Origin of the sequence: Undibacterium paludis (assembly GCF_022568815.1) — a bacterium.
Classification (GTDB): domain Bacteria; phylum Pseudomonadota; class Gammaproteobacteria; order Burkholderiales; family Burkholderiaceae_D; genus Undibacterium.
The window spans coordinates 95,268-115,682 of the sequence record NZ_JAKZHX010000005.1 but is presented as its reverse complement, the minus strand read 5'-3'; the positions used below and the strand labels follow the sequence as shown (position 1 = coordinate 115,682).

General features: G+C 54.3%; 17 protein-coding genes and 1 tRNA gene. 7 read left to right on the top strand and 11 right to left on the bottom strand.

From position 1 onward, the window contains the following. Positions 1 to 15: 15 nt before the first annotated feature. The 6 genes from LZ463_RS10315 to LZ463_RS10290 form a co-directional block, all read right to left on the bottom strand. Positions 16 to 603 carry a 50S ribosomal protein L25/general stress protein Ctc gene (locus LZ463_RS10315; protein WP_241455546.1) on the bottom strand — a complete coding sequence of 196 codons (588 nt, stop codon included), beginning with the start codon at positions 601 to 603 and terminating at the stop codon, positions 16 to 18. A 119-nt stretch (positions 604 to 722) separates the two neighbouring features. Then, positions 723 to 1,685, bottom strand: a complete 963-nt coding sequence (locus LZ463_RS10310) for a ribose-phosphate pyrophosphokinase (protein ID WP_241455545.1) — start codon at positions 1,683 to 1,685, stop codon at positions 723 to 725. A gap of 121 nt (positions 1,686 to 1,806) precedes the next feature. Beyond that, positions 1,807 to 1,883, bottom strand: a tRNA-Gln gene (locus LZ463_RS10305). Positions 1,884 to 1,964: 81 nt separating this feature from the next. Next, a complete protein-coding gene (gene ispE, locus LZ463_RS10300; RefSeq protein ID WP_241455737.1) occupies positions 1,965 to 2,822 on the bottom strand; it encodes a 4-(cytidine 5'-diphospho)-2-C-methyl-D-erythritol kinase in 858 nt (285 codons plus the stop codon). Further along, complete coding sequence (lolB, locus tag LZ463_RS10295; protein WP_241455544.1) at positions 2,822 to 3,457, bottom strand: lipoprotein insertase outer membrane protein LolB; 636 nt, start codon at positions 3,455 to 3,457, stop codon at positions 2,822 to 2,824. Before lolB ends, ispE begins: the two co-directional genes overlap by 1 nt. Before the next feature lie 151 nt (positions 3,458 to 3,608). Beyond that, the gene (locus tag LZ463_RS10290; RefSeq protein WP_241455543.1) at positions 3,609 to 5,423 is read right to left on the bottom strand and encodes a tetratricopeptide repeat protein; all 1,815 of its coding nucleotides are present in this window, start codon (positions 5,421 to 5,423) and stop codon (positions 3,609 to 3,611) included. A 155-nt stretch (positions 5,424 to 5,578) separates the two neighbouring features. Between LZ463_RS10290 and mutM the strand changes: the two genes are divergently transcribed. The 7 genes from mutM (at position 5,579) to LZ463_RS10255 (ending at position 13,940) form a co-directional block, all read left to right on the top strand. After that, entirely contained in the window at positions 5,579 to 6,400 is an 822-nt protein-coding gene (mutM, locus tag LZ463_RS10285; RefSeq protein ID WP_241455542.1) for a bifunctional DNA-formamidopyrimidine glycosylase/DNA-(apurinic or apyrimidinic site) lyase, read from the top strand. A 115-nt stretch (positions 6,401 to 6,515) separates the two neighbouring features. Continuing rightward, positions 6,516 to 8,453, top strand: coding sequence for a dynamin family protein (locus tag LZ463_RS10280; RefSeq protein ID WP_241455541.1), 1,938 nt, complete (start codon positions 6,516 to 6,518; stop codon positions 8,451 to 8,453). A gap of 9 nt (positions 8,454 to 8,462) precedes the next feature. Next, positions 8,463 to 9,710, top strand: coding sequence for an A/G-specific adenine glycosylase (gene mutY / locus LZ463_RS10275; RefSeq protein ID WP_241455540.1), 1,248 nt, complete (start codon positions 8,463 to 8,465; stop codon positions 9,708 to 9,710). A gap of 59 nt (positions 9,711 to 9,769) precedes the next feature. Next, entirely contained in the window at positions 9,770 to 11,275 is a 1,506-nt protein-coding gene (locus LZ463_RS10270) for an alpha/beta hydrolase (RefSeq protein WP_241455539.1), read from the top strand. Then, on the top strand, positions 11,272 to 12,114 hold the full coding sequence (locus tag LZ463_RS10265; RefSeq protein WP_241455538.1) for an ABC transporter ATP-binding protein: 843 nt from the start codon (positions 11,272 to 11,274) through the stop codon (positions 12,112 to 12,114). The genes LZ463_RS10270 and LZ463_RS10265 overlap by 4 nt, the downstream gene beginning before the upstream one ends. Next, positions 12,111 to 13,274 carry an ABC transporter permease gene (locus tag LZ463_RS10260; RefSeq protein WP_241455537.1) on the top strand — a complete coding sequence of 388 codons (1,164 nt, stop codon included), beginning with the start codon at positions 12,111 to 12,113 and terminating at the stop codon, positions 13,272 to 13,274. Before LZ463_RS10265 ends, LZ463_RS10260 begins: the two co-directional genes overlap by 4 nt. Positions 13,275 to 13,421: 147 nt before the next feature. Continuing rightward, positions 13,422 to 13,940 (top strand): hypothetical protein, encoded by a 519-nt coding sequence (locus tag LZ463_RS10255; RefSeq protein WP_241455536.1) that lies wholly within the window; start codon positions 13,422 to 13,424, stop codon positions 13,938 to 13,940. Here the strand turns inward: LZ463_RS10255 and LZ463_RS10250 are convergent, their stop codons facing one another. From LZ463_RS10250 to LZ463_RS10230, 5 genes are all read right to left on the bottom strand, one after another. Further along, positions 13,941 to 15,062 (bottom strand): WD40/YVTN/BNR-like repeat-containing protein, encoded by a 1,122-nt coding sequence (locus LZ463_RS10250; protein ID WP_241455535.1) that lies wholly within the window; start codon positions 15,060 to 15,062, stop codon positions 13,941 to 13,943. An 85-nt stretch (positions 15,063 to 15,147) separates the two neighbouring features. Next, entirely contained in the window at positions 15,148 to 16,011 is an 864-nt protein-coding gene (rapZ, locus tag LZ463_RS10245; protein WP_241455534.1) for an RNase adapter RapZ, read from the bottom strand. A 1-nt stretch (position 16,012) separates the two neighbouring features. Then, on the bottom strand, positions 16,013 to 16,954 hold the full coding sequence (hprK, locus tag LZ463_RS10240; RefSeq protein WP_241455533.1) for an HPr(Ser) kinase/phosphatase: 942 nt from the start codon (positions 16,952 to 16,954) through the stop codon (positions 16,013 to 16,015). 136 nt (positions 16,955 to 17,090) lie between these two features. Then, entirely contained in the window at positions 17,091 to 17,564 is a 474-nt protein-coding gene (locus LZ463_RS10235; protein ID WP_241455532.1) for a PTS sugar transporter subunit IIA, read from the bottom strand. A gap of 101 nt (positions 17,565 to 17,665) precedes the next feature. Beyond that, the gene (locus tag LZ463_RS10230; RefSeq protein ID WP_241455531.1) at positions 17,666 to 20,338 is read right to left on the bottom strand and encodes an EAL domain-containing protein; all 2,673 of its coding nucleotides are present in this window, start codon (positions 20,336 to 20,338) and stop codon (positions 17,666 to 17,668) included. Between the last annotated feature and the right edge of the window lie 77 nt (positions 20,339 to 20,415).

Sequence of the window (20,415 nt, the reverse complement as noted above, 5' to 3'; positions counted from 1 at the left end):
TTTTAACAGCGCAAATTATTTTGCTTCGGCTTCAGCGGAAGCTGCGCCAGCTGGAACAACAGCGATAGCAACAGTAACGTCACCACCGTGTACAACAGCTGTCACGCCTTTTGGCAATGTCAGTTGGGATACGTGGATGGATTGACCGGCTTCCAGTTTGGACAGATCAACTTCAACGAATTCTGGCAAGTCTGCTGGCAGGCAGGAAACGTCCAGTTCAACTGCAACGTGGCTGATCACGGCAGAAGACAGTTTCACTGCTGGAGAAACTTCAGCGTTGACAAAGTGCAGAGGCACTTTAACGTGGATCTTCTGGTTAGGATCAACGCGCTGGAAGTCAGCGTGCAATACCAGTTGTTTGTAGGCGTGGACCTGGAAGTCGCGCAACAATACTTTTTCTGCTTTGCCATCAACTTCCATATCCAGGATGGAAGAGTGGAAGGCTTCTTTCTTCAATGCATGGTACAGCGCATTGTGGTCCAGAGTGATAGCTACCGGGGCTTCTGTGCCGCCGTAGATGATGCCAGGTGTTTGGCCAGCATTGCGCAGGCGGCGGCTCGCTCCGGTCCCCTGTTCTTTGCGTGCAAATGCGATTACTTTCATGGTGTTACTCCAAAAAATGCAAAACTGTCATATGGTTTTGCGGTATTGAACCCCCGCGACCAGGGGCCCAGAAAAAAGCACCATCATATGAACATGATGATGCCGGAAACTTGTCAAACTTAATCTGTGAACAAAGAAATGACAGACTCACCTTTGGTAATGCGGCGGAAAGTCTCTGCCAGCAGGCTGTCGCAAGACAACTGACGTATCTTGGAGCAGGCGCGTGCGGCTTCTGTCAGTGGTATGGTGTCGGTCACGACCAGTTCATCCAGCGGCGATTGCGAAATACGCTGAATTGCCGGACCGGACAGTACAGGGTGCGTACAATAGGCCAATACCTTCTTGGCGCCGCGTTCTTTCAGTACTTCTGCTGCCTTGGTCAGGGTGCCGGCAGTATCGACCATGTCATCCATGATGACGCAGTTACGGCCTTCGACTTCACCGATGATGTTCATGACTTCAGAGACATTGGCTTTAGGACGGCGTTTGTCGATGATGGCCAGGTCGCAACCGAGGCGTTTAGCCAGGGCGCGGGCACGTACCACACCGCCAACGTCTGGTGACACGACCAGCAGGTCGTCATAATTTTTTGCTACCAGGTCGCCGAGCAAAATCGGGGACGCATAGATATTGTCAACCGGGATGTCAAAGAAACCCTGAATCTGGTCCGCATGCAAGTCCATGATCAGTACACGGCCAACGCCAGCTTCTTCCAGCATATTGGCAACTACCTTGGCAGAAATCGCCACGCGTGCAGAACGCGGACGACGGTCCTGGCGGGCATAACCAAAGTAGGGGATGGCAGCGGTGATGCGGCCGGCAGAAGCACGTTTCAAGGCATCAACCATCAACATGATTTCCATCAGGTTGTCATTGGTTGGCGCGCAGGTGGATTGCAGAACGAAAACATCTTTGCCGCGGACGTTCTCATTGATCTCGACCATGACTTCACCGTCAGAGAACTTGGAAACATCTGCTTTGCCGAGGGGAATGCCCAACTGTTTGGCGACACCGGCAGCCAGTGCAGGATTGGCATTGCCAGTGAAAACCATCATGTTGTCATTTGCGCGCGCATTTGCCATGGCTGGACCTATCGGCTGAGATTTTGTGGGTCTGGCTTATTTTGCATGGGTTTTATGCAAAAAAAGCCGCTGATAAAACTGAAAAAGCCGCCGCACAATCTATGCGGCGGCTTCAATTTAATGGCAGGGGAAGAAGGATTCGAACCTTCGCATGCCGGAATCAAAATCCGGTGCCTTAACCAGCTTGGCGACTCCCCTACACAACCGTTTGCCTGCTTCCAAAATTCACCGCTATTTTAGCGTTAAACTGGCATCAGACCAAATATTTCGCGATACTGCTTACTTCACATACTGCGCCATTGGATGGCGATTCAGTGCTTTTGCCTTCCATGATGTCCAGCAATCCGGCACTTGTTCCAACACTTTGTCGGCTGCTGATTCTTCAGCAAACGCGCAAAAAACACAAGCTCCTGATCCTGTCATCCTTGCATGTCCGTATTTCGACAGCCATTGTATGGCTGCTTCAACTTGCGGAAACAATGCACAGGCAACTGTTTGCAGATCATTTTTCCAGTGAATTTCTTCAGTGCTGGAAAAGTCCGCTATTCTGACTGGCTTCGTGTCTCTTGTCAACTCCTTTGCTGAAAAAATTGCTGGCGTTGGCACCTGCACGCCCGGTTCTATCACCACAAACCAGCATGAAGGGGTGTCTAAAGCCTGCAATTCTTCGCCTATGCCTTCGGCAAAGGCATTTTCGCCAAACAGGAAGAACGGCACGTCGGCACCGAGCTGCAGGGCCAGCGCCATCAATTCGCTTCGTGTCAGGCCGGTATTCCATAAATGATTTAAAGCCATCAATGCAGTGGCTGCATCCGAAGAGCCGCCACCCAGGCCGCCACCCATGGGCAGGTGCTTGTGCAGGGTCAGGTTGGCCCCCAGTTTGCAGCCGCTGTGGCTTTGCAAGAGCTTTGCCGCCCGTACGATCAGGTCGTTTTCGGCAGCTACGCCGGGGACTTCATTGCATCTGTGGATGAGTCCGTCATCGCGCACGGCCACATCAAGGTAATCGCAACGGTCTATCAACTGGAATGCCGTTTGCAGCAGATGGTAACCATCGGCACGGCGGCCGGTGACATGCAGGAACAGATTGAGTTTTGCCGGGGCAGGGCAGTTGTTTAATTGTGGTGTTGGCGACATCATTGACCCTGGTCAAGCGCGATACGGATGGACACTTCACCCGCCTGTTCGGTATATCTTTGCAAGTTTATCAGCTTGGGAAGGCTGGAGTTTTCATGCCAACTGACGTAGCGCAATTTCCAGCCCTGAGTCATCAGGGTCTGGTCTTCCGGCTTCAACGGCTTCGCGGTTTTGCCGTCGATGGCGACAAAACCTTGCAGCCAGTCACGCAAGCCTGCTACAGGCAGGGGCCAGCCCAGGGTGTTTTGCATTAGCTGGTCGAGATTGTCTGCCTGTTGTGGTTCTTTTCCGGCCTGTTCAAGTATCGCCAGGTTGGCAGTCTGGGTGATGATTGCCATGGTTTGCCCCAGCGGTGAAAGGAGCCTGACGTGTATGCTGTTGTTGTCCTGCTCCCATTCAAAGTTGACGGTCATGCTTTGCGGCTTGTCAGCCTGGCGGTATTGAATATTGATTTTGCCATTGAGCTGTATTTGCTCCTGATAGCTGCGCTGTCCATTTGTTGTGGTTGGCAGGGCGGATATTGCAGGCTTTGTTGCAGCTGTTTCTACGGGCGGATGCAGGCTGGTGCAGGCGCTGCTCAACAGCAAGCAGCAGACTGCTGCAATCAGGCCGGATGAGTTGTGTTTGTCAGGCATGGATGATTGTCATATGTCGCGGTGGGCGAAGCCCTGGCCAGTCTTGCTAGTCGCTAGTCAATGGCAGGCGGTATTGCTGACCGCCTGCCATCGCGCGTATGGTCTATGGTCGTTACGTCAGCCGCTTGTCCTGGCTGTATCGCGGAATGTTTCAGGGTTTGACCTTGAGCCTGTCCAGTGTTTCTTTCAAGGTAAGGTTGTCCGGGTCTTTTTGCTGGGCATCGCGCCAGATTTTTTTTGCATTGTCTTTCTGTCCCATGGTCCACAAGACTTCACCAAGGTGTACGGCAATTTCAGCATCGGGTCGCATCTGGTAGGCGCGGCGCAGCGCTTGTTCGGCTTCCGGAAACTTGGATAACCTGAAGTTCACCCAGCCCAGGCTGTCGAGGATAAAGGGATCATCCGGGGCGATCTGGTTGGCCTTTTCTATCAGTGTGACTGCTTCATCAAGGCGCACATTGCGGTCGGCAAAGGAATAGCCAAGGGCATTGTAGGCATGCTGGCTGTTGGGCGCCAGTTCTATTACCTTGCGCAGCGAAGCTTCCATGCGGTCCAGTTCTTTTTGCGATTCGGCCAGCATGGCAAAGTCATACAGCAGATCAGGGTTGTTCGGCTGTTGCTTGATACCTTCTTCGAGTACCGCTTTGGCCTGGTCTGCCTTGCCGGCATCGCGCAATAACTGGGCTTCGCTCTGCACCAGCTGCACCTGCTCGGCCTCGGACGTTGCCTTGATACTGCGCAGGAAATTCAGCGCCTCATCCTGCTTGCCTTCTTTGGCATACAGGAAGGCACGGCGCACCTGCACGTTGAACCAGGCAGTATTGCGGCCGTCATAGGATTCAACCTGGGACAGCCATTCCTGCGCTGCCTTGTAGTCCTTGCGTTCTGCGGCGATGCGCGACAGGTTGACCAGGGCCGTGGTCGGGTCGCGTTCTTCGCCGGCCTTGCTCTCTTGCGCCCTCAGGTATTGCAGGAAGTATTTTTCGGCTTCCTGCGAGTGGTTACGCTCCATGGCCAGCACGCCCAGGGTATAGATATTGTTGATATCGTCAGGCTTTTCACGCGACAACTGCTCGAATTCATGCGTTGCCGCATCAAGCTGTTTCAAGTCTATCAGTATGCTGGCATAGGCCAGGCGTACGTCGCGCGCCCCGGGGTTCTTGGCCAAAAATGCAGCCAGCGCCTTGGCTGCTTCAGGCTGTGATGACGCCTGGGCTATCGTCAGGATAGCCAGCTGCGAATCAGGTTTGCTCTTCAGGACGGCTTGCGCTTCAGTCGTCGCTCGCTTGTTGTCACCCCTCGTATACGCGCCCTGTGCCAGCGCCATGTGGGCATCGGCACTGTCCTTGTAGGGTTCGAGCAGGGTTTCCAGGGTAGTGAAGGCGGCATTCTTGTCGCGTGCCCGTGATAACAGGCGCTGGGCTTGCAACATGATGATACCGGCCTGTTTGCTGTCGGCAGACTTGAGCTTGTCGGCAAAAACCTCCTGGATTTCCGCCAGGTTGTTATTCATCACCATAAAACCCAGGTAATACTGGGTCGCTTCATTCGAATTTGGCGCCAGGTCGCGCCATAAGCGTACTGCTGCAAGGGCTTCCCCCGACTGCTTGGCGGCCAGGGCAATCTCCGCTGAGCGTCTGGCAATGCGCGGGTCACGCGTTTGCTGGGCAAGCGAATACAGCGTCACATAGGCACCCTGCCAGCTGCCACGCTGGAAGGCGATTTCTGCAGTCAGGAGTTTGTAGAATATCTCTTCCGACAGGGCGACCGCCGGTAGTTTGTCTTCATTGGCCGGTGCCGTCGTGCTCACGCCATGCAGGGTTTGTTCAGCCGACAGGGCAGCCTGGGCAGCGGCGCTGACATGATGTGTATCATCGACAGCGGTGCTGCCTTGCTGGCCCATGCTTGCGCATCCGCTCAGCAGTGCTGCGCTGATCAGCAGGGCAGCAGGCCGTAAACGCGACACAGCGGATACAATAGAGGCAGATAAAGGTAGTGACAGTGTTTTCAAAACGAATCCGGAAATGACATTGATAACTGATTTTACGCCGAAGCTGAAGAACTGTGGGTTCGACAGTGCTTTCACACTGTGTCAAATTGTAATGGTAAAAGTTCCCTCTCATGCCAGAATTACCTGAAGTAGAAGTCACCCGGCGCGGTGTGGCGCCTCATCTTGACGGCAAACAGGTCACCGCAGTGATCTTGCGGCGTGAAGGTCTGCGCTGGCCTTTTCCTGCCAGGCTGCCGACTTTGCTCTGCGGTTATCGCATCCTGGCGACTGGTCGGCGTGGTAAATATCTTTTATTGCATTTCCAGCATGGTACTGTGCTGATACATCTGGGCATGTCTGGCCATCTGCGGGTGCTCGACAAAGATGTGCCGCCACAAAAACATGATCATATTGACATTGTTATTGGCAGCCAGGCCTTGCGCATGACTGATCCGCGCCGTTTTGGCGCGGTACTCTGGCATGACCAGGCAGATGGGAATCTGGAAGAGCATCTGTTGCTAAGACAATTAGGAGTAGAGCCGCTGGAGCCCGGATTTGATGCCACCCTGCTGTATAAAATGACCCGCCAGCGCAGCGCTCCCATCAAACAAGTCCTGCTGGCAGGCGATATCGTGGTCGGGGTAGGCAATATCTATGCCTCTGAAAGCCTGTTCAGGGCAGGCATCAATCCCAAAATTCAGGCTGGACGCATCAGTCTGGCGCGCTATACTTTATTGGTAGCGGCAATACGGGAAACCCTGGCTGCGGCGATAGAACAGGGGGGCAGCACCCTCAAGGATTTCATCGGTGTGGACGGACAAAGTGGGTATTTTCAGCAATCTTACTTCGTTTATGACCGTGCCGGCGAGGCTTGCCGGGTCTGCGGCGAAACCATAAGTCAAATACGACAAGGCCAGCGTAGTAGCTTTTATTGCAAAAAATGTCAAAAATAAATGCACAAAAACATCTGAAATGTAGGCAAAATCCAATTTTAAGTATTTTTTTTCAGAGCTTACACAGAGCTTGCATATATACTTGGACAATTGAAAAAAGTTAACTGAGGGGAACATGAGCAATCTGGTTCAGAAATTCCAGGAGTACAGCGACTGGCGCAAAGGAGTGGTCAAAGCGCTCGAGCAGTATCGTACATGGATACATGGATCGGATATGGCCGACGCCGCCAGTGACCAGCGCATAGCCCGCCTGATGGAAAGGCTGGTAGATGACAAATTGTCTATCGCTTTTGTCGCAGAATTTTCACGCGGCAAGTCTGAACTGATCAACGCCATATTCTTTGCCGATTACGGCCAGCGTATCCTGCCATCTTCTGCAGGCCGCACTACCATGTGCCCAACCGAGCTGCTATATGATGACACCATACCCCCATGCATACGGCTGCTGCCCATAGAAACCCGGGCAGAAGCGCAGTCCACCAGTGAATACAAGGGCCAGAGCCACGTCTGGACGGTGCTGCCTTTGAACATCAATTCCGGCGACGGCATGCTGGAAGCCTTCAAACAGGTCAGCCTGACCAAAAAGGTCAGTACCGACATCGCCAAGCAATATGGCCTGTTTGATGAAAACGACCCTGATGCCAGTCTGGAAGTTGATGAAGACGGCCTGGTCGAGATTTCACAGTGGCGTCACGCCATCATCAATTTCCCTCACCCTCTGCTGAAGGAAGGGTTGATCATTGTCGATACTCCCGGTTTGAACGCCATCGGTACCGAACCTGAACTGACACTGAACCTGATCCCGAATGCCCATGCTGTGCTGTTCATCCTGGCAGCGGATACCGGCGTCACCAAGAGCGACATCGATGTCTGGCGCAACCATATCGGCAACGGACCTGGCCGCATGGCAGTCCTGAACAAGATAGACAGCATGTGGGATGAATTGCGCACACCTGAAGAAGTGGAAGCGCAGATCGTCCGCCAGATCGCTACCGTTGCCCATAACCTGGGTCTGGAAGAAAAACAGGTATTCCCCATCTCGGCACAAAAAGGTTTGCTGGCCAAGATCAACAAGGATGCGCCTTTGCTGGCCAGGAGCCGCCTGCCCACGCTGGAATATGCGCTATCCAAGGAATTGATACCGGCCAAGCAAAGCATTATCCGCGCGCAGCTGACTTCAGAAATCAATGAAATCACCAGCGCCCAGCAAGCCGTGATCACGGCGCGCAGCCGCAGCGTGATTGAACAGATGATGGAATTGAAGAGCCTGCGCGGCAAGAATATGAATGTCATCGAACACATGATGAAACGTGTCGATGCCGAGAAAAAAGAATTCGACGCCAGCCTCTTGCGCATGCAGGGCACACGTTCAGTCTTTACCCGCTTGTCCACCGAGGTGTATACCAGTCTGGGCATGGACATCCTGCGCGAAGAAATCCGCCAGGCACGCGAATCCATGGAAAAGAGCAAGTTCTCGGTTGGCCTGCGTGACTCGGTCAGACAGTTCTTCAGCCAGGTCAAGCATAACCTCCTGACTTCGAACAAAAAGACTGACGAGATTTCAGAAATGATGACGGTCATGTACCGCAAGTTCTCTACCGAACATGGTCTGGCCCTGTCTTCGCCGATGTCGTTCTCGCTGGATAAATACATCAAGGAAATCGAGGCAATAGAAGGCGTATACCAGAAGCAGTTCAGTACCGCGACCTTGCTGACGACACCGCAGGTAGTGCTCATGCATAAGTTCTTTGACTCTGTTGCTGCCCGCGTCAAGCAAAGCTTCTTGCAGGCAAACCGTGACGTCGAGGCGTGGCAGAAAGTCGTCATGGCGCCGCTGGAAGCGCAGATACGTGAGCATAAGGGACAGTTGAAAAACCGCATGCAATCAATACAGCGCATCCATGTGGCGACCGATAGCCTGGAAGACAAGATCACCTCCTTTGAAAGCATGCAGGCTGAAGTCGAAGCGCAGAAAAAGGCATTGACCGAACTGGAAGACAGCCTGAAATCTGCACTGACAGCCGAGCTGAGCGCACTCAGGGTTGCTGCCTGATATAAATCAATGAAATCTTCCGTTGCAAAGAACAGGGTGACCCCGCAGGGTCACCCTGGTTTATCTTCTGATGCTGTTGTTGTGACAGGCAGCGACTATAGTGACCCGAGCTTTTCATCCGCCCTCATCGAATGGCAAAAACAACATGGCAGGCATGGTTTGCCCTGGCAGCAAAGCCGCGAAGCTTATCGCGTGTGGCTGTCTGAAATCATGTTGCAGCAGACCCAGGTGACTGCCGTCATCCCCTATTACCAGCGTTTCCTGGAGTCTTTTCCTACCGTATTTGATCTGGCTGCAGCGCCTGTTGATGATGTCATGGCGCACTGGAGCGGGCTAGGCTATTACACCCGCGCCCGCAATCTGCATCAATGTGCCAAGCAGGTGGTAGAGCGCTATCAGGGGCATTTCCCGGCTGACCCTGTACTGTTGCAGCAATTGCCGGGCATAGGCCGCTCCACGGCGGCGGCTGTCACGGCTTTTTCGTATGGTACGGTGGCGGCTATCCTCGATGGCAATGTCAAACGTGTCTTCGCCCGCGTATTCGGCATCGATGGCTACCCTGGCAGCAAACCGGTAGAAGACCAGATGTGGAAACGTGCACAGGCGCTGTTGCCTGAACAGGATATACGAGCCTATACCCAGGGCCTGATGGACCTGGGAGCTACAGTATGTACACGCAGCAGCCCCAAATGCCGGCAATGCCCGTTTGTGGCGCGCTGCGTTGCCTATCTCGACGGGCGCACGGCTGAACTGCCTGTGCGCAAGCCCAAACAGGCCGTGAAAGAAAAACATGCCGTCATGCTAGTCGTGCAGGATGGTGTACAGGTCTTGCTGGAGCGCCGCCCGCCAACCGGCATCTGGGGTGGCTTGCTGTCATTGCCGGAACTGGCAGGCATGCAAGAAAGCAATGAAGTCATCACATCGATAGATGCCCAGGTAGCGATGGTCAGGCAAAGCGCGGGCCGCTTTGGCGAAGTTGCCAGCATGACCGTATTGCCGGTATTTAGCCATGTCTTCACGCATTTCAAACTGCATGTCCTGCCGGTGCAGGTAAATCTGGCGAGACGTCACAACCAGATTGCCGAGACTGCCCACAGCTGGCAAAACCTTGGCGATGTTGCCGAGCTGGGTTTGCCAGCGCCGGTCAAGACCCTGTTGCTCAACCTGGCTGAACAGACCGGCCTGTCTTCACCAGCAGCAGGCTCGCAAGCCATGCTCCCTTTCGGCGCGTCTGTCACACCATCATTTACTGAGTAGCAAATAGCGCTTAGACTATCGCCCTGTCGATACAAAATAACAAATCTCAGGAGATCAATTTGTCCAAAAATCTGATGCACAATCTGATGTCCGGATTGTTGTCGGGGTTGGCATTGTGCACCTCGGTGACAGTCCATGCTGCGACCACCAGGGCTTGTCGCTTGCCTGACTTCCCGCAGGAAGTGCAGTGTGGCCAGATACAAAGGCCGCTGAATCCCGCCCAGCCGCAAGGCAAGCAGATAGACATTCACTATGTCGTCGTCCCCTCACAAGACCGCAACAAATTGCCCGATGCCGTTTTCTTGCTGGCAGGTGGGCCAGGGCAGAGTGCCATCAAAGTGGCAAGCTGGGGCACCAGTCTGCTCTCACGCCTGAACCGCCGCCGTGACCTGGTGTTTGTTGATCAGCGCGGCACCGGCCGCAGTGCGCCACTGGAATGTCCGGCGCTGGAAAAGGCCGATGAGGTTTTGTCGCCCGAACAAAAAACCAGGCTCACCGATGAATGCCTGCAGCAATTGCAGAAGCTGACGTATGGCGAGCTGCAGTACTTCAGCACCAGTATCGCCGTGCAAGACCTGGAAGCCGTACGCCAGCAGCAAGGCTATGGCCGTATCAACCTGGTAGGTGCTTCGTATGGCACACGTGCCGGCCTGGAATACCTGCGCCAATATCCGCAATCGGTACGCCGTATCGTGCTTGACGGCGTGGTGCCGCCGAGCATGCGTCTGGCGATATCTGATGCGCAAAAAGCGCTCGATGCCCTGTTCAAGGATTGTGTCAAAGAACCGGCCTGCAATGCCAGCTATCCTGACCTGGCCAACCGCTGGAAAAAACTGCTGGCAAGTCAGCCACAAAAAGTCAGCATGCTGCATCCGCGCCTGGGCACACCCCTGAAGTTTGAAATGACGCATGACGGCCTGATCGGTCTGGTACACGGTACCCTGTACAACCCGACCGGCCTGTCGACCCTGCCCTATGCACTGACCCAGGCAGAACAGGGCAATTATGCCCCGCTGGTCACCATGAGCGGAGCTACCAACCTGCCAGGCCCTGGTGGCGTCTCGTACGGCATGCATTTCTCTGTCTGGTGTGGCGAAGCTTTTGCACAATCACCAACCTTGCCGGCCAATGATGAATTTGAAAAACTCATGGTGCAGATGTATACCCAGACCTGTAAAAAATGGCCGCGCGCCGATATTCCGGCCGGCTTCTTTGAAGTGCCCGCCAGCGCGTCGCCCGCCTTGCTGTTGAGCGGTGGTGTAGATCCCGTGACACCGACCAGATATGGTGAACAGGTTGCCAAAGCGCTAGGACCGCAGGCACGCCATGTGCAGATAGAAAATGCTGGCCATGGCCTGTTGGCGCAAGGTTGTGTGCGAGACGTGGTGCATCGCTTTTTGAACGCCAAACAAGATGACGAAGCAGTCAAGATTGATGCCAGTTGCGTACGGCAAATTCCGCGTGCGCTCGCATGGCAGGCGCCAGTGCCCGCAAAGAAGACCGGCACACCAGACAAGGTAGCCGATGTGCCCGCCTCCGACAAAAACAAGGAGGTCAAGCCATGATCGTCGTCAAAGACTTGCACAAGGAATTTGTGCGCGTTGGCAAATCACAAGGCAATGCTCTCGTGAATGCCGCCCGTCAACTTGGTTTGATGAAAAAATCCCAGGAAGTGGTAAAAGCCGTCAATGGCGTCAGCTTCACCGCCAATGATGCCTGCATCACCGGCCTGCTCGGCGCCAATGGCGCTGGCAAGACCACCACACTGCGCATGGTGGCTGCATTGCTGCAACCTGACAGCGGCGACATCCGTGTTGATGGCAGTACAGTAAAAGCGGGTATATCATCAACCCAGTCACATATGGGGGTCTTGTCGGATGCGCGTGGCCTGTATCCGCGCCTGACTGCCAGGGAAAATATTCACTACTACGGCCTCTTGCACGGCATGGATGCAGACCATGCGGCGCAGCGCACCGAACAGCTGGCGCAATGGCTGGACATGCAGGCACTGCTGGACCGCCGCACCGACGGCTTCAGCCAGGGCGAACGCATGAAAACCGCGCTGGCCCGCGCATTGGTGCATGACCCCAAGAACATCATTCTTGATGAACCCACCAATGGCCTGGACGTTGTTGCTACCCGCGCCTTGCGCGAGTTTTTGCGCTTCTTGCGCTCGCCCGAAGGCGGCGGCAAGTGCATTATTTTCTCTACCCACATCATGCAGGAGGTTGAACGCCTGTGCGACCAGGTGGTGATCGTCGCCAAAGGCTGTGATGTTGCTCACGGAACGGTTGATGAATTATTGCAGCAGTCAGGTGAAGATAATTTTGAAGACGCCTTTGTCAAGCTGGCCTTTTTGCATCCACAGCCTGCGGCACATAATCTGAATGGGGTGAAATCATGAATGCAACGCTCGCCATATTGCGTAAGGAAATCCGCGACGCCCTGCGCGACCGCCGCACCCTGCTGGTAGCCCTGATCAGCTCGCTGCTGGGGGTGCCGCTGATGCTGTTTATTTTTTCCGTAGTTCTGACGCAAGTGGAGTCACAGGAAGAAAAACGCTCCATCATGGCGCGCGGTATCAGCCATGCAGTCGGCCTGCAAAACTTCATAGAACGCCAGGGTTACAAGATCAAGACCGCCCCCGATGATTATGAAGCCAAGTCACAAAGCAAGGAGCTGGATCAACCTGTATTGCTGATCCCCGACGACTTTGACGACAAACTCGCCAGCGGTGAAAAAGGCACGCTGGAAATCGCCTACGATACCTCCAACCGCCAGGCTGAATTTGGCGTGCGCCCCCTGCGTCGCCTGCTTGAAGCCTACGCACAAGAAACCGCCACCATGGGACTGATGATGCGCGGTGTTTCGCTGGAATTATTACAGCGCATCGAAGTCAGGGAAAAGCATTTGAAAAAACCGGAAGAGCGCAAGGCGACCATCACCACCATGCTACCCATGATGGTCCTGATGGCCATCGTGCTGGGCGGCATGTATGCCGCCATCGACACGACAGCAGGCGAACGCGAACGGGGCTCGCTGGAACCGCTGATGATGAACCCCGTCACCGGCCTGCAACTGACCCTGGGCAAATGGGGGGCTGTGGCTTTGGTCGGCATGGGCGTGGTAGTGCTGACCATCTTCAGTTTTTTTCCTTCGCAATGGCTGATAAATAATGAAACCCTGAAGGCAGAATTCCAGTTCAACTTCAGGGATGCGATGGGTTTTCTGCTGGTCTTGCTGCCACTGGCTGCCAGTGTGGCAGCCATACAGATTGCCGTATCGCTCGACTGCAAGAGCTATAAAGAAGCGCAGGTACGCAATCAGATGGTGACGATGTTCATCCCTTTCGTTTCTTTGATCCCCATCATTTTCCCTGGCCGTGAACCAGCCTGGTTTCAATGGGTACCGGTGCTGTCACAAAACCAGATGATGAACCAGGTCCTGAAGGGCGAAACCCTGAGCCCTGTGGCCGTCGGTATCGCTTTCCTCGTCTGCGCCCTGATGAGTGTGGTCAGCCTCGCGTATATTTCGCAGAAGATGCGCAGGGTGGTGATGCATTAGATTGTGGTGTTGCTTGCTGTGGTTTCAAGCGTAGCCGTAAAGCTCCGTCCCCTTCAAGGGGAGATTGATGGGAATTCGCAAAGCATGCTTTGCGCCATCAATCTCTAAGCTGCTTGCAAGCAGCGCAGTGGAATGGTTGGGATGGGGATGGGTGTTCGACGCAATGTGGATTTTACGTTGGACTGTTTTCTCAACCTGCATTTGTTGACTGACGATCACCGGCCGGTGGTAGACCGGCGGCTACTTACCTTTTTGCTTCGCCAAAAAGGTAAGCCAAAAAGGGTTGAAGCACTGCTTCAACAAGGCGTCGATTCCACTGCGCCGCTTGCATGCGGCTTAGATGCTGGCAGCGCAAAGCGTGCTTTGCGAAACCCTGCCAACATCCCCCTGAAGGGGGGTCCCTTTGCTGCAAGTCAAAAAATGGGAAGGCTCGAAAACTCGCCTTCGGCTTTGCCCGAGGAACATGCGCTTGCAAGCGCATGCCGTTACGCAGGCGTGGTGCATGCACCACGAAATCCCTGCTACACCTCAAACATCGATCCTTCTTTTTCCATTTTCTGCCTTGCATCAAAGGCAGCGACACATCGGAACTGCAAAGGTCAAAAACAACGACAACTTCAACGTCATTCGGCAGCCAACTATATTCCTCGCGGTAGTCGTTTCTGATCACTGCAAACGCGCATTCTCCTGCGTCAGCTTGAACACATCTACCCCTATCGCATAACCGACAAAACCTTTTTCTGTTGGCAGCAGGCGTATCTTGTTGACGGCGCGGCCCATGGGGATGTGTTTCCAGTTTTGTCCGCCATCTGTGGTCTGGTAGGCGCCGTCGACGGTACCTACCCAGCCGGTATTGGCGTCGATGAAGCCTATGCCGAATTCCCTGACTTTCAGGTCATTGACCATGGGGACTTCGCGCCAGGTCTGGCCGCCGTCTTCGGTCTTGGCGACGTAGCGCTGGCTGGTGGCCGGGTCGGGGTTGTAGCTTTGTATGGTGACATAGCCGGTGTCGCGGGTGGGGAAGCTGGCTTTCCAGGTGATTTCAAACGGGCGGATGGATTCGTAGACAGTCTTCCAGGTCTGGCCGCCATCTTTTGTCATGATAATGCGGGCGTGGGATTTTTCGGTGTCATTGCTGGATGCGCCAAACACAAAGCCGGTGTTGGCATCGAAGAATTTGACGTCGAGTATCATGCCTGTGTAAGGCGTCATGTCTATGTTCTTCCAGCTGGCGCCGCCATCAACGGAGCGCAGCAGGGCAGCCGGGCCACCGACGCGGCCCCCGGCATGGATAATGGTTTTTGATGTTGCCCCACCGGATTTGTCATGCAGAACGTCAATCGCGCACAGGCCCTTGATGCTGATGCCTTCCAGTCCCTTGGCAACTTGCCAGTTGGCGCCACCGTCAAAGGTCTCATACAAGGGTGTGGTGTCGGTAACGCCGGGGTAGTAGTCGGTGCCTATATTGCCGGCATAGCCATGCTGCGCATCGACAAAGCCGACGGTGCGGAAGAAGGTGCCGGGTTTGGATAATTGTTCCTGCCAGTTGCTGCCACCATCCGTGGTTTTGTATATCTTGCCGCCGCCATTGACGTACCAGCCCAGGTCGGGCTGTACAAAGAAAATATCGTCCTGCTTGCCCTTGTATGGCACGGTGTTGAGCTTGCTCCAGCTGGCGTCGCTGCTCAGTTGATAGCGGGGCGTTGTTGATGTCGGGGTTGTGCTGCAGGCGCTCAAGCCCAGCAGGGATGCCAGTATTGTTGCCGTCCAGATTGTTGTGGTTTTCATTTTCTTTCAGGTATGAGATGCATGGCCAGTTTGGACTGGGCCGCATACCGGAAGTTGCACAATTATTTGCTTGCCAGATAAATTTCTATGGCAAACGTCTGTGCCTGACCAGGACCTGTTCTTGCTCCTTGAACAGGGCGGCGAGTTTTTCCACCATGTAGACTGAGCGGTGCTGGCCGCCGGTGCAGCCGATAGCGACGGTCAGGTAGCTGCGGTTGTCGCGCTTGAAGGCGGGCAGCCATTTGCTGATCAGCTGGCTGATGTCGTCAAACATTTCCTGCACCATGGGTTGCTCTTTCAGGTAGGCGATGACAGGCTCATCGCGACCGGTCAGCGGGCGCAACAACGGATCATAGTGCGGGTTGGGCAGCATGCGCACGTCGAAAACAAAGTCGGCATCCAGCGGGACACCGATCTTGAAAGCGAAGGATTCAAACATCAGCGTCAGCGGGGTATGGCCGATTTCTATGACGTCCTTGACCCAGGCGCGCAGTTTGTTGGCGGAGAGGTCGCTGGTGTCGATGACCTGGGCGATGAGTTGAATGTCCGAGAGTATTTCTCGCTCTTCCTGTATGCATTCAGTCAGGCTGAGTCTGTCCCCGGGTTCTTTGTCCAGGCCCAGGCGGTGCGACAGTGGGTGGCTGCGCCGGGTTTCAGAAAAGCGCGCAACCAGTGACTCGGTACTGGCAGTCAGGAACAGGACTTTGACATCATGGCCTTCGGTGCGTAGTTTGAGTATGGCGTCCGGCAGGTTGTTCAGCTGATGGGCGCTGCGGGTGTCGATGGCGATGGCGGCCGAGGGGATGCCTTCCCTGGTCAGGGTAGTGATCAGCTCAGCCAGCAGGCTGGGCGGCAGGTTATCGACGCAATAGAAACCGGCGTCTTCCACCACATTCAGTGCGACCGATTTGCCCGAGCCGGAGATGCCGGAAATAAGCAGGATTTGCATTTCAGTCACCGCTTTCCATGGCGCGGCGCTGGCGCTCCATGAAGTCTTCCAGCGTATTGATACCGCGCAGTTGCAGGATGGTATTGCGCACCGCAGCTTCAAGCAATACCGCGATATTGCGGCCGGCAGCAACGGGGATGACGACTTTTCTGATGGGCAGGCCGAGCACTTCTTCTGTCTGCGAATCGATGGGCAGTCGCTCGTAATTTTCTTCCAGGGTGCTGCGTTTGACCAGGTGTACGATGAGCTTCAGGCGCATTTTGCGGCGCACGGCAGTTTCACCGAAAATGGTTTTGATATCGAGCAGGCCCAGGCCGCGTACTTCGAGCAAGTTTTGCAATAGCTCGTGGCAGCGGCCTTCTATCATGTTGGGGGCAATGCGCGAGAACTCGACCGCATCGTCAGCCACCAGGCCGTGGCTGCGCGAAATCAATTCCAGACCGAGTTCACTTTTGCCCAGGCCAGACTCGCCGGTAATCAATACGCCCACGCCGAGTACGTCCATGAACACGCCATGCATGGTGATTTTCTGTGCAAGTTTTTTTGACAGATACACGCGCAGGTAATCGATGACCTGGGCAGACGGATAAGGTGTGGAGAACAGCGGGATATTATTGTCGTCGCAGGTCGTCAAAAAAGCCGGTGGTGATTCCAGCCCCTGTGCCACGATCAATGCCGGCGGTGCGCCGGCGACCAGTTCGCGCATGAGGTTATTGCGCGAGGCATTGGACAGGCGGTTGTAATACGACAGTTCCTGATGGCCCAATACCTGGATGCGGCCAGGATGGATCAGGTTCAAATGGCCGACCTGGTCGGCAGAGGATGCGGCGTCGCCAGTGATCTGCTTGTCGGCCCCGGCAAAACCGGCAAACCAGCCCAGTTGCATGGTGTCGCGGTTATCGTCGTAGATTTTCTGTACCGTGAGTTCTGTCAATGATGGCATGGCTATATAGGCTGAATCTGACGATATAGGGTTGTTATGATGAATTAAATCTTAGTGCAGGCAGAGGACAAGCATGCCTGCCATGTCAAATGGTGACGATGACCTTCTGTGCTTATTGCTGTGATAGCAGGCTTGTTCACGGTGTGCCTGGCAGGTTCGGACGCCAGGCCATGATTTTTTCATAAATCGAGGCGGCGCTGGTTTCCGTATTCAGGGTATCGCGAAAACTCTCGTTCGATAGCATTTCTGCGACTTCGGACAGGATTTCCAGATGCTGCTGGGTGACATTATCAGGCATCAGCAAAAAAATCAGCAGGCTGACTGGCTGGCTGTCAGGGGATTCAAAGGGAATCGCTTCCTTTAACCTGACCAGGGCAGCAATCGGCACCTTCAGGCCCTTGATGCGACCATGCGGAATGGCGACGCCATGCCCGAGGCCGGTAGAACCCAGACGCTCACGGGCGAAAAGATTATCAGAGACAACCGAGCGAGCAATGCTGCAATTATTTTCGAATAACAGCCCGGCCTGTTCAAATGCTCTTTTTTTGCTGGAAACTTCCAGGTCCAGAAGTACGTTGTTGAGAGGCAGGATTTTTGCAATATTCGTCATGGTGCAAGGTCGATTTACAGCGAATGGTGCGACGCACAAAATTAGGTTTTGACAAATTATAGGCTTCTTTTGGGCCGTATGCGCAAACTTCTGGAACAGTTTTACCGAACGTTGTCTCTTAGTAAGATTTCAAATTTCTCTACAGGCAAGGGGCGACTGAAGTAAAAACCCTGCATTTCCTGACAACCCGAGTCCGCCAGGAAGAACATCTGATCTGCTTTTTCTACACCTTCTGCTGTGACGCTCATACCCAGGGCATTGGCCATGGCAATAATGGCATGCGTCAGTACAACAGAATCCTGGTTTTCCGGCACTTCACGAATGAAGGAGCGATCTATCTTCAAATTATCGATAGGGAAACGTTGCAAATACGATAAAGATGAGAAGCCGGTTCCAAAATCATCAAGGGAAATACTGACACCCAGCTGCTTGATTGCATTGAACACTGGCAGCAGCAAATCGATGTCACCCATCAAGAGGCCTTCGGTAATTTCCAGCTGCAAAGCCGAGGGCGGCACACCGGTTTCCTGTAATACCTGCTGTATGTATTTGGGCAGACCTGGGTCCTGGAATTGCTTGGGTGAGATGTTGACGCTGACCACCAGGTCGGGTATGTATTTTTGACGCCATAGCTGGGTTTGCTTGCAGACTTCACGCAAGACCCAGCGGCCCAGCGGCAATATCAGGCCAATTTCTTCGGAAATGGGGATGAATTCATTCGGTGGCACCAGACCAACGTCAGGCATTTGCCAGCGTATCAGGGCTTCTGCACCGACCACACGTGAAGTGCTCAGGCAGATTTTTGGCTGGTAGTACATCAGGAATTCATTATCCGTCAGCGCGCGACGCAGATTGGTTTCCAGTGCATAGCGGTGCTGGGCGCGTACATTGAGTTCTGTCGTGAAGAACTGGTAGTTGTTGCGGCCAGACTCTTTGGCGTGGTACATGGCTGAATCGGCACAGCGCATCAGGGTTGGGCCATCTTCGCCATCATGCGGGTAAACACTGATGCCTATCGACGTACCCAGATGGTATTCATTGCCGTCAATGACAAAGGGGTCACGCATGCGCGCCAGCACACGTTCTGCCAGGTCACGCAGGTGCGAGGCATCTTCAAAGGCTTCAGCGACGATGACGAATTCATCGCCGCCAAGACGGGCCAGCATGTCGGTTGTGCGTATGCAGGAGCTCAGGCGTGAAGACACGTCGCGCAGCAAGGTATCGCCAGCGGCATGACCAGCCGTATCATTGACGTTCTTGAACCTGTCAAGGTCGAGGAAGAGCAGGGCCAGCCGGTGTTGCGTACGTTTTGCACTCGACAGGGCCTTGGCCAGGCGCTGATTCAGTTGATGGCGATTGGGCAAGCCGGTCAGTGCATCATACGAGGCCATGAAGTGGAGTTGCCTTTGTGTTTCGCGTACTTCGGTCGTATCGGTAAATGAGATCAGTACGGCAGAAACACTGGCGCTGCTTTTTTTGTTGATGGGCAGCACATTGACCAGCAACCAGACGAGGGAGCCATCGCGCAATTCCACACCCATGGACAGGTTGAGGATGGCTGTCTTGCTGCGGAACACCAGTGAGGCCGGGTCTTCACCCATGCGTATGGCCTGCCCCTCATCGCCGAGCAGGCTCTTGAAATAGCGATGGCGGCGGCCGACTGTCGTGATGTCTTCTATCTTCAGGATGCGCTGGGCGCTGGGATTGCAGGTCAGGATCTGGCCGGTAGGGCTGATGACCATGATCCCTTCACTAAGATTGGTGACCACGGAGCGATAGCGTTCTTCGCTTTCTTCCAGGCTTTGCTCCATGTTCTTTTTGTCTATCGCCAGCCCGATCAGGTCGCAGGCATCCATCATCATTGCCTGTTCATCTTCATTCGGGCTATGCACCATCTGGTGGTAGACATCGATAGTGCCCAGCAGGCTGTTGAAGGCCGTCGTGATAGGCAAAGACCAGCACGAACGCAAGCCATAGCGCAGGGCTGGTTCGCGCAAGTTCTGCCACAAGGGACTGACGGCAATATCCTGCACGATGGTGGTGCGCTGGTAGTAAATCGCTGCTGATGCCGAGCCTGAGCTGGTATCAACCGGCAGGTTGCTGAGCAGGGCGCAAAAACCATCTGGCAATGAAGGGCCGGCGCCAAACGATAATTGCCCGGTACTGGCGTCAAACAGGGTAATGGCGCAAAAGGCGCCATTGTCGAGCAACCTTTCCATACGGTCACAGACGTCTTCCAGAATATCGGCCAGGGGTTTGTCGAGCGCAATCATCTCGAGAATTTCTTTCTCGTGATGCAGGGCTTCATGAACGCGGCTGGATTTGTAACGGACCTGGTCAGACAGGGGGAGGGCGGTGACGGTGGAGTGGGAGCTGACAGAAGGACTGACTTCGCGTACAGTCAGCAGGATGGCAGTTTGTTCACGGAAACTGAACTGCGTACCCCGGACTTCTATATCGAGCAATTGCCCGTCGAGACGTATGCACTGGCAGACATGCTTGCTTTGTGCACCCTCCTGCCGCAATTTTTGCAGGATGGTGCGCGCTCCTTCATGATAGCGCCCGTGCAAAAAGGCTTCAGGTTTGAGACCTATCAACTGTTGCTGGTCTGCAGCGCGCAGCAACTCTGTACCGGCCGGATTGGCGTAGACCAGGCTGTCGTCAATCAGGACATACATGGCATCCGGATTATGTTCCAGCAAGGCCATATGCCAGTCATGACTGGTCACATGCTCGCGCGTGCTGTTAGTTGAAAACGGTACCGGAATGATCACGACGACAATCTATAAAACAAATAAGTGGGTCTACTTTACATCAAGCATCTTTTTAGGACAATGATGGTAAATAGTTA

Coding starts and splice junctions, on each gene's coding strand:
- LZ463_RS10315 (WP_241455546.1), bottom strand. CDS start 603: ATGAAAGTAATCGCATTTGCACGCAAAGAACAGGGGACCGGAGCGAGC.
- LZ463_RS10310 (WP_241455545.1), bottom strand. CDS start 1,685: ATGGCAAATGCGCGCGCAAATGACAACATGATGGTTTTCACTGGCAAT.
- ispE (WP_241455737.1), bottom strand. CDS start 2,822: ATGTCGCCAACACCACAATTAAACAACTGCCCTGCCCCGGCAAAACTC.
- lolB (WP_241455544.1), bottom strand. CDS start 3,457: ATGCCTGACAAACACAACTCATCCGGCCTGATTGCAGCAGTCTGCTGC.
- mutM (WP_241455542.1), top strand. CDS start 5,579: ATGCCAGAATTACCTGAAGTAGAAGTCACCCGGCGCGGTGTGGCGCCT.
- LZ463_RS10280 (WP_241455541.1), top strand. CDS start 6,516: ATGAGCAATCTGGTTCAGAAATTCCAGGAGTACAGCGACTGGCGCAAA.
- mutY (WP_241455540.1), top strand. CDS start 8,463: ATGAAATCTTCCGTTGCAAAGAACAGGGTGACCCCGCAGGGTCACCCT.
- LZ463_RS10265 (WP_241455538.1), top strand. CDS start 11,272: ATGATCGTCGTCAAAGACTTGCACAAGGAATTTGTGCGCGTTGGCAAA.
- LZ463_RS10260 (WP_241455537.1), top strand. CDS start 12,111: ATGAATGCAACGCTCGCCATATTGCGTAAGGAAATCCGCGACGCCCTG.
- LZ463_RS10255 (WP_241455536.1), top strand. CDS start 13,422: ATGGGTGTTCGACGCAATGTGGATTTTACGTTGGACTGTTTTCTCAAC.
- LZ463_RS10250 (WP_241455535.1), bottom strand. CDS start 15,062: ATGAAAACCACAACAATCTGGACGGCAACAATACTGGCATCCCTGCTG.
- rapZ (WP_241455534.1), bottom strand. CDS start 16,011: ATGCAAATCCTGCTTATTTCCGGCATCTCCGGCTCGGGCAAATCGGTC.
- hprK (WP_241455533.1), bottom strand. CDS start 16,954: ATGCCATCATTGACAGAACTCACGGTACAGAAAATCTACGACGATAAC.
- LZ463_RS10235 (WP_241455532.1), bottom strand. CDS start 17,564: ATGACGAATATTGCAAAAATCCTGCCTCTCAACAACGTACTTCTGGAC.